The organism is Pseudomonas sp. EL_65y_Pfl2_R96 (assembly GCF_963970905.1).
Lineage (GTDB): Bacteria > Pseudomonadota > Gammaproteobacteria > Pseudomonadales > Pseudomonadaceae > Aquipseudomonas.
Map to the genome: position 1 here is coordinate 53,195 of NZ_CAXAQH010000032.1, position 18,126 is coordinate 71,320.

Here is an 18,126-nt window from a genome sequence, read left to right on the forward strand (position 1 = left end):
GCTCTTTCCCTTTAGTCGATGACTTTCGGAACCAGGTACAGGCCGTTTTCGACCGCTGGTGCGATGGACTGATAGGCCTCACGATGATTGGTTTCGGTCACGACGTCTGCACGCAGGCGCTGGCTGGCTTCCAGTGGGTGGGCCAGCGGCTCGATACCGTCGGTATTGACCGCTTGCATTTCGTCGACCAGCCCGAGAATGCTGTTCAGGGCCGAAGTGATGTGTGGAAGATCGGCATCATCGAGGCCAAGGCAGGCCAGATGAGCGATTTTTTCCACGTCGGAGCGTTCAAGCGCCATGGGAATCTCCAGTGGAAAACAGAACGGACGGCGTCCGTGTGTTAGATTGTCGGAACACTACCGCATTTCTACGGTCTCAAGGCCGCGATTGTGGGGCTTGGTGCACAGAAAAGCGGCCAATTTAACATATTGGCGCCTTGCCCAAAATCCCTGTCGTTGTTAGAGTTTGCCGCACTTTTTTACCCACGCGTTGCCTAGGGTCCCTTTCCCATGTTCAAGAAACTGCGTGGCATGTTTTCCAGCGATCTCTCCATTGACCTGGGCACTGCCAACACCCTTATTTACGTGCGCGAGCGCGGTATCGTCCTGAATGAGCCCTCCGTTGTGGCTATTCGGACACACGGTAACCAGAAAAGTGTCGTGGCTGTCGGCACCGAGGCCAAGCGCATGCTCGGTCGTACGCCGGGCAATATTGCTGCCATTCGTCCGATGAAGGACGGCGTGATCGCCGACTTCAGCGTCTGCGAAAAGATGCTGCAGTACTTTATCAACAAGGTTCACGAAAACAGCTTTTTGCAGCCTAGCCCTCGTGTGCTGATCTGCGTTCCATGCAAATCCACCCAGGTTGAGCGTCGTGCCATCCGTGAATCGGCCCTTGGTGCCGGTGCACGCGAAGTGTTCCTGATCGAAGAGCCGATGGCTGCCGCGATCGGTGCCGGCCTGCCGGTTGAAGAAGCCCGTGGTTCGATGGTGGTCGATATCGGTGGCGGTACCACTGAAATCGCGCTGATCTCCCTCAATGGTGTGGTCTATGCCGAATCCGTACGGGTTGGCGGCGACCGCTTCGACGAAGCGATCATCACCTACGTGCGTCGCAACTACGGCAGCCTGATCGGCGAGTCCACCGCCGAGCGCATCAAGCAGGAAATCGGTACGGCGTACCCGGGCGGCGAAGTTCGCGAAGTCGACGTTCGTGGCCGTAACCTGGCCGAAGGCGTTCCACGTGCATTCACCCTGAACTCCAACGAAGTGCTGGAAGCTCTGCAAGAGTCCCTGGCCACCATCGTTCAGGCTGTGAAAAGCGCGCTGGAGCAATCGCCTCCGGAGCTGGCATCGGATATCGCCGAACGTGGTCTGGTACTGACCGGTGGTGGCGCCTTGCTGCGCGACCTCGACAAGTTGCTGGCCCAGGAAACCGGTCTGCCGGTGATCGTCGCCGAAGACCCGCTGACCTGCGTTGCTCGCGGCGGTGGCCGTGCATTGGAAATGATGGATAAACACACCATGGACCTGCTTTCCAGCGAATAAATCGTTGGGTTGCATCTATGCTGTGGGCCCGCAGGCAGCACTTTGCAGTGCTGCCTGTTGGCGTTTATCTTCTGTCAGTCTGCATCCAGGCCGGTTTGATGCCGTATGAATAAAGAGAACATTTGCCTGGGAGGAGCGGCTTATTAAACCGCTTTTCACCAAAGGCCCCTCACTGGGCGTGCGCTTGTTGGTGCTGGTCGTGCTATCGGTCGCGCTGATGGTGGTCGATGCCCGCTTCACACTGCTCAAGCCAGTGCGTAGCCAAATGTCGCTGGTGCTGATGCAGTCTTACTGGATCACCGACCTGCCGCAGCGGCTATGGCAAGGTGTGGCCAGCCAATTCGGCAGCCGGACCGAACTGGTCGCCGAAAACGAAAAACTCAAAACCGAAAACCTGCTGTTGCAGGGGCGCATGCAAAAGCTTGCTGCCCTTACCGAGCAGAACGTTCGGCTGCGCGAGCTGCTCAATTCTTCCGCGCTGGTCAACGAGAAAGTCGAAGTGGCCGAGTTGATCGGCATGGACCCCAACCCCTTTACCCATCGCATCATCATCAATAAAGGTGAGCGCGACGGTGTGATCCTCGGTCAGCCGGTGCTCGACGCCCGCGGCCTGATGGGTCAGGTGGTTGAGTTGATGCCGTACACCTCCCGCGTGCTATTGCTGACCGATACCACCCACAGCATTCCGGTGCAGGTGAACCGTAATGGCCTGCGGGCGATTGCCAGCGGCACCGGCAACCCGGAACGCCTTGAGCTGCGTCATGTGGCCGATACCGCCGATATCAAAGAAGGCGATCTGCTGGTCAGCTCCGGCCTTGGTCAGCGTTTCCCGGCGGGTTACCCGGTGGCGACGGTCAAGGAAGTGATCCACGACTCCGGCCAACCATTTGCCATCGTCCGTGCGGTGCCGACCGCCGCGCTGAACCGCAGCCGTTATCTGTTGCTGGTGTTCAGTGACGGCCGCACAGCCGAGGAACGCGCCAACGAAGCGGCCCAGGCTCAGGAGTCTCTGGACCAACACGGCGGTGGGCCGATCATTCCAGCGACCGTGCCGAAACCGGCCGCGTCGGTGATCCCGGCTGCTGCTCCGGCTGTGCCGGCAGCCGCACCTGCAGCACCTGCCGCGGCGACCCCGGTCAAGCCTGGCGCTGCTCACCCTGCGGCCGCCAAACCGCCCGCGGCGGCGCCAGTGGCTACTAAACCACCGGCGGCCCATCCCGCTGCCGTGAAGCCTGCTGCCAAACCGCCTGTCTCCGCGCCGGCCACCACTGGGGGAAGAGAATAATGGGCGGTACAACTGCATCTCGTAACGGCTGGATGGTCTGGCTGACGTTCGCCATCGGCATGCTGCTCAGCGTTTCGCCGCTGCCGCAATTCATGGAAATCCTGCGTCCTCTGTGGCTGGCCTTGCTGTTGGCCTTCTGGGCATTGGCCTTGCCGCAGAAAGTCGGCATGGTGACCGCCTGGTGCCTGGGGTTGGCCGAAGACGTGCTGTATGGCACGTTGCTGGGCCAGAATGCGTTGATCCTCACGCTCATTACGTTTCTGGTGCTGTCGCTGCAACAGCGCCTGCGCATGTTCCCGATGTGGCAACAAAGCCTGGTGATCCTGGTGATCTTCGGCCTCGCCCAACTGGTTCAGTTGTGGCTGAGTGCTCTGACCGGCAATCGTCAGCCGACCCTGGCGCTGGTGTTGCCGGCGCTGGTCAGTGCATTGCTCTGGCCATGGATCAGCTTCGGTTTGCGGGGTTTGCGTCGACGCTACAAAATCACTTGATTCGGTCAGGCATGTGCCCGCACCGGTGCCCTGTCTCGCAAATACGTTCCTTTTTTGGCGAGTGGCTGTTGTTGCAAGACAAGGTGCCGCGACGAGTCATGGCTCGCTATGGCGAGGAGCGGCAACGCAGTATGGCAACAGCAGACGCCGCCAAAAAGGAACAGTATTTGTGAGACAGGGCACTAGACAGGGAGATGTCTTGATGAAATCGTTATACCTCGCCTCAGGCTCGCCACGTCGGCGTGAACTGCTCATGCAGATCGGCGTGCCGTTCTCCGCCATCAGCGCGGACATCGATGAAACCCCTTTACCTCAAGAATCTCCATCGGCCTATGTCGAGCGTCTGGCGCGCGGCAAGGCCGAAGCCGGGCGCGGGACGGTCGTGTCCGACGCGAATTTCTGCGTGCTGGGCGCCGACACCGCTGTGGTGCTGGACGGGAAAATTCTCGGCAAACCGGTGGATGAAGCCCAGGCGTGCGCCATGCTTATGCTGTTGTCCGGCCGTGAACATGAAGTGTTGACGGCGATTGCGGTGCAGGACGGCGAGCGCTGCGAGTCTTTGGTGGTGCGCAGTCTGGTACGTTTTCGCACTATCGACCGCGATGAAGCGGCGGCCTACTGGGCCAGCGGCGAACCTCGGGACAAGGCTGGCGGCTATGGGATTCAAGGGCTGGGCGCGGTGTTCGTCGCCGGGCTCAATGGCAGCTACTCGGCGGTGGTCGGATTGCCGCTGTGCGAAACCGCAGAACTACTCGGCCATTTCGGCATACCCTGTTGGCAAACCCTTAGCGCGCGCTGAGCGTCGTACTGACAAGATGCGGCCATTATCGTGAACATGCCTGAACGAGACCCTGCCATGAGTGAAGAGATCCTGATCAACATCACGCCGATGGAATCGCGCGTGGCGGTGGTCGAAAACGGTGTGCTGCAAGAGGTCCATGTCGAGCGCACGCAAAAGCGCGGGATCGTCGGCAACATCTATAAAGGGAAAGTCGTGCGGGTATTGCCGGGCATGCAGGCTGCCTTCGTCGATATCGGTCTGGATCGCGCCGCATTCATTCATGCCTCGGAAATTTCCCTGCGCGAAGGTCCGTCGGTGGAGAGCATCAGCGCGCTGGTTCACGAAGGTCAGAGCCTGGTGGTGCAAGTCACCAAGGACCCGATCGGCTCCAAAGGTGCACGCCTGACGACGCAGTTGTCGATTCCGTCGCGCTATCTGGTGTACATGCCGCGCACCGCCCACGTCGGCATTTCGTTGAAGATCGAAGACGAAGCCGAGCGTGAGCGCCTCAAGCAAGTGGTCACCGACTGCGTGGCCAAAGAAGGCATCAAGGAAGCCGGCGGCTTTATTCTGCGCACCGCTGCCGAAGGGGCCGGGGCCGATGAAATCCTCATGGACATCCGCTACCTGCGCAGGCTCTGGGATCAGATCAACGTGCAGATCAAAACCATCAGCGCGCCGAGCGTGATCTACGAAGACCTCGGCCTGGCGTTGCGTACCTTGCGCGACCTGGTGAGCCCGAAGATCGAGAAGATCCGGATCGACTCCCGGGAAACCTTCCAGAAAACCACGCAGTTCGTCGCCGAACTGATGCCGGAAATCGCCGATCGTCTGGAGCATTACCCTGGTGAACGGCCGATTTTCGACCTGTACGGCGTCGAAGACGAAATCCAAAAGGCTCTGGAGCGCAAGGTACCGCTCAAGTCCGGCGGTTATCTGGTGGTCGATCCGGCGGAAGCCATGAGCACCATCGACGTCAACACCGGAGCCTTCGTCGGTCATCGCAACCTCGAAGAAACCATCTTCAAGACCAACCTCGAAGCCGCCACCGCCATTGCCCGTCAGCTGCGTTTGCGCAACCTGGGCGGGATCATCATCATCGACTTCATCGACATGGAAGATGAAGAGCATCAGCGTCAGGTGCTGCGCACCCTCGAGAAGCAGTTGGAACGCGATCACGCCAAGACCAACATCATCGGCATCACCGAACTGGGCCTGGTGCAGATGACCCGCAAGCGCACCCGCGAAAGTCTTGAGCAAGTGCTGTGCGAACCGTGCAGCAGCTGTCAGGGACGCGGCAAGCTCAAGACTCCGGAAACCGTGTGCTACGAGATCTTCCGCGAAATCCTGCGTGAGGCCCGGGCCTATCAGGCCGAAGGCTATCGCGTGCTGGCGAACCAGAAAGTGGTCGACCGTTTGCTCGATGAAGAGTCGGGCAACGTCGCCGAGCTCGAAGGGTTTATCGGGCGCACCATTCGGTTTCAGGTAGAAACCATGTATTCCCAGGAACAATACGACGTGGTGCTGCTCTGAATCGTTGTGTTTCAACCCCACTAGAACGGCTGGCCTCAGCTTTTTGCAGTATTTTTGCCATGGGAGCCAACTGACATGGACCGTCTGACACTTATTTTTGCCGCACTGACCCGCTGGGGGCTGGGCCTGTGTGCGTTGGTTTTGGTGCTGATGGCGTTGTTCGTCAGCCTTGGCCGGGAGCTGACGCCGCTGGTGGCCGAATACCGTGCCGACGTTGAAGCCAAAGCCAGCGATGTCTTGGGCATGCGGCTGCGTATTGGTGCGCTGGAAGGCAACTGGAGCGGCCTCGCCCCGATTTTGCTGGCCCATGACGTGATGGTCGGCGAGGGTTCCAATGCCCTGCGTCTGGATCAGGTGCGCGCGGTGCCCGATCTCTGGGCCAGCCTGCTGGCGCGCGAAGTGCGCATCGCACATTTGGAGCTTAGCGGCCTGAAGATCAGCCTCAAGGAAGGCGAGGACGGTCATTGGGCGCTGGAAGGTTTGCCGGTACAGCAGGATCAGCCGTTCGATCCGGAGCAGTTGCTCAATCGCATGCAAACGGTTCAGCAGTTGTCGGTGCTCGACAGTCAGGTGACCTTGCAGCCTCTGGAACAGCAACCGCTGACCCTGACTTACGTCGGCCTGAACCTGAGAATCGGCGTGTCGCGTCAGCGACTCGATGTCCGCCTGACCCTGCCCGATGGTCAGCCGGTTGCGATGAGTGTGCGCACCCGTATCCACGCCAGTCAGTGGCAGAACGGCGAGGCCGAGGCTTACCTGAGCCTGCCGCAAAGCGATTGGTCGAAATGGTTGCCTGAGCGCCTGACCCAACAATGGAATTTCTCCGAGATCAAGGCCGGTGGCGAGCTATGGCTGAACTGGAGCGAGGGCGCCCTGCAAAGCGCCGCGATCCGTTTGAACGCGCCGCAACTCAAGGGTGCCTACGCCGAGCGCAAGCCGATCCAGATCAACAATCTGGCGCTTAACGGGTATTTCCAGCGCAGCTCCACAGGCGTCCTGGTGACCCTGGATTCTCTGGCCATGAACCTGGGAGAAACCCGCTGGGAATCGAAGCTGCAATTTCAACAAATGGCGGCGACCGACAAGGCGCCAGAGTTCTTGCATCTGCAAGCCGACCGCATCGACCTCACACCGCTCACTCCGTTGCTGAATGCCTTGGGGCCACTTCCGGAAGGTGTCGCTACGGCGGTCGAGCGGCTCAAGGTCACCGGGGTATTGCGCAATGTACTGATCGACCTCCGCCCCGCGGCTACCGATGACAGCAAATTCAGCTTTGCCGCCAATCTGGAACGGGTCGGCTTCGACGCTTATCACGGTGCGCCGGCGGCGCGAAATGTCAGCGGCAGCATCAGCGGCGACCTCGGGCAGGGTGAGTTGCGGATGGACAGCAAGGATTTTTCCCTGCACCTGGACCCGATTTTCGCCAAACCATGGCAGTACATTCAGGCCAACGCCCGGCTGACCTGGAAACTCGACAAAGAAGGTTTCACCCTGATCGCGCCGTACCTGAAGGTGCTGGGCGAAGAGGGCAAGATTGCCGGCGACTTCCTGATTCGCCTGCATTTCGATCACACCCAGGAAGACTACATGGACCTGCGGGTCGGTCTGGTCGACGGCGACGGCCGTTACACCGCCAAATACCTGCCGCAAATGTTGAGCCCGGCGCTGGACGAATGGCTGCGCACGGCGATTCTCAAAGGCGCGGTGGATGAAGGTTTCTTCCAGTACCAGGGTTCGCTGAACCATGGCGCCGCCGAAACGGCTCGCAGCATCAGCCTGTTTTTCAAGGTTCACGATGCCGAGCTGGCGTTTCAGCCAGGGTGGCCACATGTCCGCAAGGTCACCGGCGATGTGTTCGTCGAAGACAGCGGCGTGAGGATTCTGGCCAGCAAGGGGCAATTGCTCGATACACAGGTCAGCAACATCTACGTCGATATTCCCCATGCGCCTGTCGGGCAGAGCACTCATTTGTTCCTCGGCGGCGGGTTCGCTGGCGGGTTGGGCGATGGCCTGAAAATTCTGCAGGAAGCGCCGATCGGCACCGCCGACACGTTCGCCGGTTGGGAAGGCGATGGCGACCTGCAAGGCAAGCTCAAACTCGATATCCCGCTGGTCAAAGGCGAGCGGCCGAAAATTCTCGTCGACTTCAAGACCGACAAGGCCCGCTTGAAGCTCAGCGAGCCTCCCCTGGAACTGACGCAACTCAAGGGCGATTTCCGTTTCGACAGTATCAAGGGTTTGAGCGGGCAAAAGATCACGGCGCGCGCGTTCGACAAGCCAGTGACCGCACAGATTTTCGCCGATGGCGGTGCGGGCAAGCTCAATACTCGGGTCGCCGCATCGGGGGAAGTCGAGGTCAAGAAGCTCACTGAATGGTTGAACGTCACTCAGCCGTTGCCGGTGACGGGCTTGATCCCTTATCAGTTGCAACTGAACCTTGATGGCGCCGACAGCCAATTGATGGTCAGCTCCAGTCTCAAAGGTGTGGCGGTGGATTTGCCGGCGCCGTTCGGCATGGCGGCCGATGTCGGGCGCGACACCGTGTTCCGCATGACCCTGCAAGGACCGGAGCGGCGTTACTGGGTCAACTACGGTGAACTGGCGAACTTCACGTTTGCGGCCCCGACCGGCAATTTCGTCGACGGTCGCGGCGAGCTGTTTCTCGGTGGCAGCAAGGCCGTGTTGCCCGGCGCCAAAGGCTTGCGAGTGCGCGGTGTACTGTCCGAGCTGGATGTCGCACCCTGGCAGGATCTGGTGACCAGGTATGCCGGGCAGAATCCGGGCGGCAGTGCCAAGCAGTTGCTCAGTGGCGCGGATATCAAGGTTGGCAAGCTCAGCGGTTTCGGCACCACCCTCGATCAGGCGTCGGTGCAGTTGACGCGCAAGCCAACCGCATGGGCCTTGCAACTCGACAGTCAGCAGGCCAAGGGCACCGTCGGCATCCCCGATGCGAAAGCGGCACCGATTGCGGTCAATCTGCAATACGTACGTTTACCGGCACCCGACCCGACGGCGCTGGCCGACGAGAACTCGCCGGATCCGCTGGCCACCGTAGACCCGACGAAGATCCCGGCGCTGGATATCACCATCAATCAGCTGTTCCAGGGGCAGGATCTGGTGGGTGGCTGGCAGTTGAAAGTCCGCCCGACCGCCAAAGGCATTGCCCTCAATACCCTGGATCTGGGCCTCAAGGGCATCCTCTTGCAAGGCAGCGGCGGTTGGGAAGGCATGCCGGGTAATTCCAGCAGTTGGTACAAGGGGCGGGTCAGTGGCAAGAACCTCGCCGACGTGCTCAAGGGCTGGGGTTTTGCGCCGAGCGTCACCAGTGAAGAGTTTCACATGGATGTCGACGGTCGCTGGCCCGGCTCACCGGCGTGGCTGGCTACCAAACGCTTTTCCGGCACTCTTGACGCATCGCTCAATAAAGGTCAGTTCGTTGAAATCGAGGGCAGCGCCCAGGCTCTACGGGTATTCGGTCTGCTCAACTTCAACTCCATCGGCCGCCGCTTGCGCCTGGACTTTTCCGACCTGTTTGGCAAAGGCTTGAGCTATGACCGGGTCAAAGGCCTGCTGGTCGCGACCAACGGGGTGTACGTGACCCGTGAGCCGATCTTGCTGACCGGCCCGTCGAGCAACCTGGAACTCAACGGCACACTGGACCTGGTGGCGGATCAGGTCGATGCCAGGTTACTGGTGACCTTGCCGGTGACCAACAATCTGCCAATTGCCGCGCTGATCGTCGGAGCACCGGCTGTCGGCGGGGCGCTGTTCCTGATCGATAAGCTGATCGGTGACCGCGTGGCGCGTTTCGCCAGCGTCAAATACACCGTCAAAGGCCCATGGAAAGAACCGAAAATCACCTTCGACAAGCCTTTTTGAAAAGCCACTTTCCAGGCCTATGGAGTAGCATGGCCGTAAGCCCCCTGTAGGAGCTGCCGCAGGCTGCTCCTACAGGTATGTGTTGATTCCAGATAAGGAAATGGCCATGTCTGTAGCGGTGATTCAAATGGTCAGCCAGAGCGACGTGCTGGCCAATCTGGCCCAGGCCCGTCGTCTGCTGGAGCAGGCGGCGACCGGTGGTGCGCGACTTGCTGTGCTGCCGGAAAACTTCGCCGCCATGGGCCGTCGCGACATTGCCGACATCGGCCGCGCCGAAGCCTTGGGCGAAGGCCCGATCCTGCCGTGGTTGAAACAGACCGCCCGCGACCTCAAGTTATGGATAGTGGCCGGTACGTTACCGTTGCCGCCGGTGGATCAACCGATGGCCAAATCGCATGCGTGTTCGTTGCTGGTCGATGACCAGGGCGAGACTGTGGCGCGGTACGACAAGCTGCACCTGTTCGACGTGGACGTGGCGGACAATCGCGGGCGTTATCGCGAATCCGATGACTATGCTTATGGCAGTGGTGTGGTGGTTGCTGATACGCCGGTCGGTCGAGTTGGCCTGACCGTCTGTTACGACTTGCGATTTCCGGAGCTGTACAGCGAACTGCGTGCAGCCGGCGCGGAATTGATTACCGCACCGTCGGCTTTTACCGCGGTGACGGGTGCGGCGCATTGGGACGTGCTGATTCGCGCTCGGGCCATCGAGACTCAGTGTTACGTGCTCGCGGCCGCCCAGGGTGGGACGCATCCAGGGCCACGAGAAACGTTTGGTCATGCCGCCATCGTTGACCCCTGGGGGCGTGTGCTGGCACAACAGGATCAGGGCGAGGCCGTGCTGCTGGCCGAACGCGACAGCAGCGAACAGGCGTCCATCAGGGCGCGGATGCCGGTGTCCACTCACCGGCGCTTTTTCTCGCAGGGCGCCCAGCGACCTGCATCAGAACGACGAATTTAAGGCGTAAAGCATATGAGCGAGTTGTTGTCCTCAGTCAGTGAACACCTCCTGGCGCCCGGCGGCGTAACGATCGAGAGCCTGCAAGGTGTGCTCGGTGATCTGGCCGGCCCGGGCATCGATGCCGCCGACCTGTATTTTCAGGGGCAGATTTCCGAGTCCTGGGCACTGGAAGACGGGATCGTCAAGGAAGGCAGCTTCAACCTCGACCAGGGTGTTGGTGTGCGTGCGCAATCGGGTGAAAAAACCGGTTTCGCCTACAGCAATGCGATCACCCTCGAAGCGTTGGGGGCGGCAGCCGGTGCGGCCCGTTCGATCTCCCGGGCCGGGCAGAACGGCACCGTGCAGGCGTTCACCACCCAGGATGTTACCCAGTTGTATGGGCCAGACAACCCGCTGGAAGTGATGACCCGTGCCGAGAAAGTCGAGCTGCTCAAGCGTATCGACGTGGCGACCCGCGCCCTCGACCCGCGTATCCAGCAAGTCACCGTGAGCATGGCCGGGGTTTGGGAGCGGATTTTGATAGCCTCCACTGATGGCGGCCTGGCGGCGGATGTGCGGCCGCTGGTGCGTTTCAACGTCAGTGTGATCGTCGAGCAGAACGGTCGCCGTGAACGCGGCGGTCATGGCGGCGGCGGTCGTACCGACTACCGCTATTTCCTCAGCGACGACCGCGCCATGGGCTATGCCCGTGAAGCGTTGCGTCAGGCGCTGGTAAACCTGGAAGCCATTCCGGCCCCGGCCGGTACGTTGCCGGTGGTGTTGGGTTCGGGGTGGTCCGGTGTGCTGCTGCACGAAGCGGTCGGCCATGGTCTGGAAGGCGATTTCAACCGCAAGGGCAGTTCGGCCTACAGCGGGCGCATGGGCGAGATGGTTGCATCGAAGCTCTGCACTATCGTCGATGACGGCACCCTCGCCGGGCGCCGTGGTTCGCTGAGCGTCGACGACGAAGGCACCCCGACCGAGTGCACCACGCTAATCGAAAACGGTGTGCTCAAAGGTTATATGCAGGACAAGCTCAACGCGCGCCTGATGGGCGTGGCCCGCACCGGCAACGGTCGTCGCGAGTCTTACGCGCACCTGCCGATGCCGCGCATGACCAACACCTACATGCTCGGTGGCGAAAGCGACCCGGCGGAAATCATCGCCTCGGTGAAAAAAGGCATCTACTGCGCCAACCTCGGCGGCGGTCAGGTGGACATCACCAGCGGCAAGTTCGTGTTCTCCACCAGCGAGGCGTACCTGATCGAAGACGGCAAGATTACCGCCCCGGTCAAAGGCGCGACGTTGATCGGCAACGGGCCGGAAGCCATGAGTCGGGTGTCGATGGTCGGTAACGATCTGGCGCTGGACAGCGGTGTGGGGACGTGTGGCAAGGATGGGCAGTCGGTGCCGGTGGGTGTCGGCCAGCCAACGCTGAAAATCGATGCGATTACCGTGGGTGGCACGGGCGCGTAAGAAATGGAGCTTCGGGTGAGCCGCTAGGTGGCTCACCCGATTCGGGACTTAACGCAAACCGCGTTGAGTCTCGTCCAGCTCACGGATGTACTTGAAGATTTTACGGCTCGAAGCCGGTGGCTTGTTGGTCGCCAGTTCGTGCTGGGCCTGACGGATCAGGGAGCGCAATTGTTGACGATCGGCCTCCGGGTAATCGACGACGAATTTCTCCAGGACGGCGTCGTCGCCCGCGATCAAGCGATCGCGCCAGCGTTCCAGGCCGTGGAAACGTTCGTTGTACTGCCGGGTGGAGGCATCGAGTTGATCGAGCAGGGTGAGAATGGCGTCAGTGTCCTGATCGCGCATCAGCTTGCCGATGAACTGAAGGTGCCGTTTACGCGCGATGTTCGCGGTGTGCTTGGGCGCATCGGCCAGAGCCCGGCGCAAAGCGTCGGTCAAGGGCAGTTTTGCCAGCAGGTCAGGCTTGAGTGTTGTAAGGCGCTCGCCGAGGTCAACCAGAGCATGCAGCTCGCGTTTGACCTGGGATTTGCTTTTTTCTCCCGTATCGAGGGAGTCGTCGTAAGAATCAACCATGGTGGCCGTCCGCAAAGAAACGCCGCCATGATAACCAGTCGGGGGCCGCTTGTCCGGCCCGGTCGCTCGATGACCGTTACCGAAAGCAGAATTTGAGTGGAGAACAGCATGAGTGCAGTTGAAAGCGTCGGCCCACAAGCGTTGCCGGCACTGCAAGAACAAGTCGAGCAGATCATCGCTGAAGCCAGACGCCAGGGCGCCAGTGCCTGTGAAGTGGCGGTGTCGCTGGAGCAGGGCTTGTCGACCACGGTGCGTCAGCGGGAAGTCGAAACCGTTGAGTTCAACCGCGACCAGGGCTTTGGCATCACCTTGTATGTAGGGCAGCGCAAGGGTTCGGCCAGCACCTCGGCCAGCGGTTCGGAGGCGATTCGCGAAACCGTTGCCGCCGCGCTGGCCATTGCCAAGCACACCTCCGAAGACGAAGCCTCAGGCCTGGCGGATGCCGCGCTGATGGCCAAGGATCTGCAGGATTTCGATTTGTTCCACCAATGGGGCATCACCCCGGAGCAAGCCATTGAGCAGGCCCTGGCTTGTGAAGCAGCAGCGTTTGCCACCGACAGCCGGATCAAGAACGCCGACGGTACCACCCTCAGTACTCACCAGGGCTGCCGGGTTTACGGCAACAGCCACGGTTTTATCGGTGGTTATGCGTCGACCCGTCACAGCCTCAGTTGCGTGATGATTGCCGAAGCCGATGGCCAGATGCAGCGCGATTACTGGTATGACGTGAACCGTCAGGGCAACTTGCTGGCTTCTCCGGAGAGCATCGGCCAACGTGCCGCGCAGCGGGCGGCGAGCCGTCTGGGCGCCCGCCCGGTGCCGACCTGCGAAGTGCCGGTGCTGTTTTCCGCGGAACTGGCCGGTGGCTTGTTCGGCAGTTTCCTCTCGGCGATTTCCGGCGGCAGCCTGTATCGAAAATCGTCGTTCCTCGAAGGCACCCTGGGGCAGAAGCTGTTCCCGGAATGGCTGACCATCGATGAACGTCCGCACTTGATGCGCGCCCTGGGCAGCTCGGCCTTCGACGGTGACGGCCTGGCGACGTACGCCAAGCCGTTCGTGGAGAAGGGCGAGTTGGTGTCCTACATACTCGGCACCTACTCCGGCCGCAAGCTGGGCATGCCGAGCACCGCCAACGCCGGCGGCGTGCACAACCTGTTCGTCACCCATGGCGACGAAGATCAGGCCGCCTTGCTGCGCCGCATGGGCCGCGGCCTGCTGGTTACCGAACTGATGGGGCAGGGCCTGAACATGGTCACTGGCGATTATTCCCGTGGTGCGGCGGGTTTCTGGGTCGAGAACGGCGAAATCCAGTTCGCGGTCCAGGAAGTGACCATCGCTGGCAACATGCGCGACATGTTCAAGCAGATCGTGGCGGTCGGTAATGACCTGGAGCTGCGTAGCAACATTCGCACCGGTTCGGTGTTGATCGAGCGAATGACGGTGGCGGGTAGCTAAACTCCGACCGCTGCACAAAAAGGCGCGTCATCTATCGGATGGCGCGCCTTTTTTATTGGTCGCAACCCAGATCCTGTGGGAGCGGGCTTGCCCGCGATAGCGTCATTTCAGTCGACATCGATGTTGAATCTTCTATCGTCATCGCGGGCAAGCCCGCTCCCACAAAATGCTCAATGCTTTGCTGCACTTGTTTTGGTTCTCATTATCATCTAATAATAAATCTCATTACCGAATGAGCCCGGATTATGAGTTCTGCCTTGCACGAGCAGCCTTACCTCGAAAGCTGGCGCTGGATGAGTCGCCAGATCCGCTGCGCCATGGACCCCGACGAGCCGCGCCTGATCGAGCATTATCTGGCCGAGGGCCGATACCTGGCTTGTTGCACGGCGACCTCACCCTGGACCATCGCCGAAACCTCCTTGCGTTTATTGCTCGACACAGCTGCCGACGTCGCGCTGCCCTGGCACTGGCGCAGCCTGTGTCTCGACCAGGCCTGGCGACCGCTGCGTGATCTCGAACGGCAATCACTCTGCAAATGCCGCCTCAAGCGCTGGCGGAGCTACGCCTGGCAACTGGCGACCTGCGAATTGCAACCCTCCATCCCTCTCATAGAACTGGTGCAAGGATTTCCTGATGAATAACACTCGTATCGAACGCGACAGCATGGGCGAGCTACAGGTCCCGATTGATGCTTTGTATGGCGCGCAAACCCAGCGCGCGGTGGATAACTTCCCGATCAGCGGCAAACCGATGCCCGTGCAATTCATCCGGGCGCTGATCCTGGCCAAGGCCGCCGCTGCCCGAGCCAACGTCGAGCTCAAGCAGATCAGCGAATCCCAGGGCAAAGCCATCGTCGACGCCGCTCAAGGCCTGCTCGAAGGTGACTTCATGCAGCACTTCCCGGTCGATATCTTCCAGACCGGTTCCGGCACCAGTTCCAACATGAACGCCAACGAAGTGATCGCCACCCTGGCCAGTCGTTTGTTGGGCGAGCCGGTGAATCCCAATGATCACGTCAATTGCGGCCAGAGCAGCAACGACATCATCCCGACCACCATTCACGTCAGCGCTGCATTGACTTTGCATGAGCAATTGCTGCCGGCGCTGGTGCATCTGGTGCAGGTGATCGAGCGCAAGGCCGGGCAGGTTCATCCGTTCGTCAAAACCGGGCGTACCCATTTGATGGACGCCATGCCGGTGCGCATGAGCCAGGTGCTCAACGGTTGGGCGCAACAGCTCAAGGCCAATATCGGTCACTTGCAGGATCTGCTGCCGAGCCTGCAATCCCTGGCCCAGGGCGGCACTGCAGTGGGCACCGGGATCAATGCCCATCCAGAGTTTGCGGCGCGTTTCAGTCAGCAGCTCAGTCAACTGACTCAGGTGCAGTTCACACCGGGCAAGGACCTGTTTGCGCTGATTGGCTCGCAGGACACGGCGGTCAGCGTTTCCGGGCAGCTCAAGGCCACGGCGGTTTCCCTGATGAAAATCGCCAACGACCTGCGCTGGATGAATTCCGGCCCGTTGGCCGGCCTCGGTGAAATCGAACTCGAAGCTTTGCAGCCGGGCTCATCGATCATGCCCGGCAAGGTCAACCCGGTAATCCCGGAGGCCACCGCGATGGTCGCCGCTCAGGTGATTGGCAACGACACGGTCATCACTGTCGCCGGTCAGTCGGGCAATTTCGAATTGAACGTCATGCTGCCGATCATCGCCCAGAACCTGCTGAGCAGTATCGAATTGCTGGCCAACGCCAGTCGTCTGCTGGGCGACAAGGCCATTGCCAGCTTCAAGGTCAACGAGGCCCGGCTCAAGGAAGCGCTGTCGCGCAACCCGATTCTGGTCACCGCACTCAACCCGATCATTGGTTACCAAAAAGCTGCTGAAATTGCCAAGAAGGCTTATCAGCAGGGGCGGCCGGTGATCGATGTCGCCCTGGAACACACCGACCTGACACGCAGCCAGCTTGAGGTTTTGCTTGATCCGGAAAAGCTCACCGCAGGTGGCGTGTAATCACTGCTAGCGCTTTGGAGGCTCACCATGGAGCACTGGAAACGCACGATCGAAAGAGCAAATCGCTGTTTCATGCTGGGCGAACTGGTCGATGCCCGCGAGGCTTACTTACAGGCATTGGCCTTGGCCCAGGTGTTGTTCGAGCGCTGGGCGGATGCCGACGAAGCGGTGGCGGCCTGCGTGATTTCTCACCACAACCTGGCAGACCTGCACTTGCGTCTGAACCAGCCCGAGGAGAGCGTCGAGTACCTGTGCGCAATCCATCAACGGCTGTTGCAGACCATGCAGGACCCACGGCTGTCACCGGCCTTGCGTGAAGCCGCGCTGCGCCAGAGCAGCAAAACCTATGTCGAACTGCTGAGTTTCATCAGCGAGCACGGCGAGTATCCGCGCACTCAGCGATTGCTGCACACCAAGACGTCGCCCGCGCATCAGCCTGCGCCCCTACAACATGGAGTTCATTGAAATGGCTTTTACCTTGCCTGCCTTGCCGTACGCCTACGACGCCCTGGAACCGCACATCGATGCGCAGACGATGGAAATTCACTACACCAAACACCACCAGACCTACATCAATAACCTCAACGCTGCAGTCGAAGGCACCGAATTCGCCGAATGGCCCGTGGAAAAACTGGTGGCGGCTGTCCAGCAATTGCCGGAAAAACTCCGTGCGGCGGTGATCAATCAGGGTGGTGGGCATGCCAACCATTCACTGTTCTGGGAAGTCATGGCGCCCAACGGCGGCGGCCAGCCTGAAGGTGCGCTGGCCAAGGCGATCGACGAGCAACTGGGTGGTCTCGGCAGCTTCAAGGAAGCCTTCACCAAAGCCGCGTTGACCCGTTTCGGTAGCGGTTGGGCCTGGTTGAGCGTGACGCCGCAAAAGACGTTGGTCGTTGAAAGCAGCGGCAACCAGGACAGCCCGCTGATGAACGGCAATACGCCAATTCTCGGCCTGGATGTCTGGGAGCACGCTTATTACCTGCGCTATCAGAACCGCCGTCCGGAATACATCAATGCGTTCTACAACGTGATCAATTGGCCCGAAGTCGCTGCGCGCTATCAGGCTGCACTGGCTTAAAACAATTCAAGGCTGACTATGGGCACTGAAACACTGGCGATCGGAAGCGGGCGGATGTTTCGTTACGCACTGGGATCGCTGTTGCTGCTGGCAGGCATGACGTTATTGGTGGCCCAGGGGCTGATGTGGCTGGACCTCGAACCGAAACTGTTGCGCGCCCTGCAAGGCGGGGCCATTTGCGCCTTGGGCACAGCCTTGGGTGCGGTGCCGGTGCTGGTGATTCGGCGGATGCCTCAGGCTGTCAGCGACACGCTACTGGGTTTCGGGGCCGGAGTGATGCTCGCGGCGACGGCGTTTTCGCTGATCGTGCCAGGCATTGCGGCGGCCGAAAACCTCGGGCTGACGCCTTGGGCGGCCAGTGGTCTGATCAGCTTCGGCATTATGTTGGGCGCATTCGGGCTGTTTCTGGTGGATCGCAAGGTGTCTGGCGCCACGCCTGAAATGCATGTGGGGACGCTGGAGCGGCCGTTGATTCCACCGCGAGTCTGGTTGTTTGTATTTGCCATCATCGCCCACAACATTCCCGAAGGCATGGCAGTCGGCGTCTCGGCCGGTGGTGGCATGCCTGACGCCGATAGCCTGGCCATGGGCATCGCCTTGCAGGATGTACCCGAAGGGCTGGTGATCGCGTTGGTGTTGGCCGGAGCAGGGATGTCGCGGATCAAGGCATTCCTGATCGGTGCCGCGTCAGGGGTGGTCGAGCCGGTCTTTGCACTGCTGTGCGCCTGGCTGGTGAGCCTGGCTGAACTGCTGTTGCCTTTGGGCTTGGCGCTGGCAGCCGGGGCGATGCTGTTGGTGGTGACTCACGAAGTCATTCCCGAGTCGCGACGCCATGGTCACGACAAACTGGCCAGCCTCGGACTGCTGATCGGGTTTTGCTTGATGATGGTGATGGATACAGCGCTCGCTTGAGAAAAAAGATCGCAGCGCCTACAGGTGTCCGCAATCCCATGTAGGAGGGTCCGCCCCGTCTTCGACGCCGCGCTGTCGCGCAGCAAACTGGGGGGATCTAAAGTTGAGAGCGCGCGCGGGGCAGAGACCGTCATTAGCACTGGTGTGTCCGCACCCGAGTAGGAGA

The 18,126-nt window shown here is 60.6% G+C and carries 16 protein-coding genes; 14 read left to right on the top strand and 2 right to left on the bottom strand.

Translation table 11 applies throughout. The features are described 5' to 3' along the window. Positions 1-11: 11 nt before the first annotated feature. On the bottom strand, positions 12-299 hold the full coding sequence (gene gatC / locus AACY49_RS24955; protein WP_007941222.1) for an Asp-tRNA(Asn)/Glu-tRNA(Gln) amidotransferase subunit GatC: 288 nt from the start codon (positions 297-299) through the stop codon (positions 12-14). A 210-nt stretch (positions 300-509) separates the two neighbouring features. Here gatC and mreB point away from each other — a divergent pair, with 210 nt between their 5' ends. From mreB to tldD, 8 genes are all read left to right on the top strand, one after another. Then, entirely contained in the window at positions 510-1,547 is a 1,038-nt protein-coding gene (gene mreB / locus AACY49_RS24960) for a rod shape-determining protein MreB (protein WP_002555108.1), read from the top strand. Between the two features lie 142 nt (positions 1,548-1,689). After that, positions 1,690-2,832 (top strand): rod shape-determining protein MreC, encoded by a 1,143-nt coding sequence (gene mreC / locus AACY49_RS24965; RefSeq protein ID WP_339527054.1) that lies wholly within the window; start codon positions 1,690-1,692, stop codon positions 2,830-2,832. Beyond that, positions 2,832-3,323: a rod shape-determining protein MreD gene (mreD, locus tag AACY49_RS24970; protein WP_258697558.1), complete on the top strand. Its 492-nt coding sequence runs from the start codon at positions 2,832-2,834 to the stop codon at positions 3,321-3,323. The genes mreC and mreD overlap by 1 nt, the downstream gene beginning before the upstream one ends. A 202-nt stretch (positions 3,324-3,525) precedes the next feature. Next, positions 3,526-4,122: a Maf family protein gene (locus tag AACY49_RS24975; protein WP_339527040.1), complete on the top strand. Its 597-nt coding sequence runs from the start codon at positions 3,526-3,528 to the stop codon at positions 4,120-4,122. A gap of 57 nt (positions 4,123-4,179) precedes the next feature. Then, complete coding sequence (gene rng, locus AACY49_RS24980; protein ID WP_339527042.1) at positions 4,180-5,637, top strand: ribonuclease G; 1,458 nt, start codon at positions 4,180-4,182, stop codon at positions 5,635-5,637. A gap of 75 nt (positions 5,638-5,712) precedes the next feature. Next, positions 5,713-9,516 carry a YhdP family protein gene (locus tag AACY49_RS24985; RefSeq protein WP_339527044.1) on the top strand — a complete coding sequence of 1,268 codons (3,804 nt, stop codon included), beginning with the start codon at positions 5,713-5,715 and terminating at the stop codon, positions 9,514-9,516. A gap of 106 nt (positions 9,517-9,622) precedes the next feature. Further along, on the top strand, positions 9,623-10,477 hold the full coding sequence (locus AACY49_RS24990; protein ID WP_320392231.1) for a carbon-nitrogen hydrolase family protein: 855 nt from the start codon (positions 9,623-9,625) through the stop codon (positions 10,475-10,477). A 12-nt stretch (positions 10,478-10,489) separates the two neighbouring features. Continuing rightward, complete coding sequence (gene tldD / locus AACY49_RS24995) at positions 10,490-11,932, top strand: metalloprotease TldD (RefSeq protein WP_258697553.1); 1,443 nt, start codon at positions 10,490-10,492, stop codon at positions 11,930-11,932. Between the two features lie 48 nt (positions 11,933-11,980). On the opposite strand, the gene yjgA is transcribed toward tldD, so the two are convergent. Beyond that, positions 11,981-12,505, bottom strand: a complete 525-nt coding sequence (gene yjgA / locus AACY49_RS25000) for a ribosome biogenesis factor YjgA (protein ID WP_258697552.1) — start codon at positions 12,503-12,505, stop codon at positions 11,981-11,983. A 108-nt stretch (positions 12,506-12,613) separates the two neighbouring features. Between yjgA and pmbA the strand changes: the two genes are divergently transcribed. The 6 genes from pmbA to AACY49_RS25030 all read left to right on the top strand — a co-directional run bounded on the left by pmbA (position 12,614) and on the right by AACY49_RS25030 (position 17,960). After that, a complete protein-coding gene (pmbA, locus tag AACY49_RS25005) occupies positions 12,614-13,960 on the top strand; it encodes a metalloprotease PmbA (protein ID WP_339527047.1) in 1,347 nt (448 codons plus the stop codon). A 245-nt stretch (positions 13,961-14,205) separates the two neighbouring features. Next, positions 14,206-14,601 carry a FagA protein gene (locus AACY49_RS25010; RefSeq protein ID WP_258697550.1) on the top strand — a complete coding sequence of 132 codons (396 nt, stop codon included), beginning with the start codon at positions 14,206-14,208 and terminating at the stop codon, positions 14,599-14,601. Then, on the top strand, positions 14,594-15,970 hold the full coding sequence (locus AACY49_RS25015; protein ID WP_258697549.1) for a class II fumarate hydratase: 1,377 nt from the start codon (positions 14,594-14,596) through the stop codon (positions 15,968-15,970). Before AACY49_RS25010 ends, AACY49_RS25015 begins: the two co-directional genes overlap by 8 nt. A 27-nt stretch (positions 15,971-15,997) precedes the next feature. After that, a complete protein-coding gene (locus AACY49_RS25020) occupies positions 15,998-16,435 on the top strand; it encodes a hypothetical protein (protein ID WP_339527051.1) in 438 nt (145 codons plus the stop codon). A gap of 1 nt (position 16,436) precedes the next feature. Further along, the gene (locus tag AACY49_RS25025) at positions 16,437-17,048 is read left to right on the top strand and encodes a superoxide dismutase (RefSeq protein WP_258697547.1); all 612 of its coding nucleotides are present in this window, start codon (positions 16,437-16,439) and stop codon (positions 17,046-17,048) included. A gap of 18 nt (positions 17,049-17,066) precedes the next feature. Continuing rightward, entirely contained in the window at positions 17,067-17,960 is an 894-nt protein-coding gene (locus tag AACY49_RS25030; RefSeq protein ID WP_320392228.1) for a ZIP family metal transporter, read from the top strand. Positions 17,961-18,126: the final 166 nt, after the last annotated feature.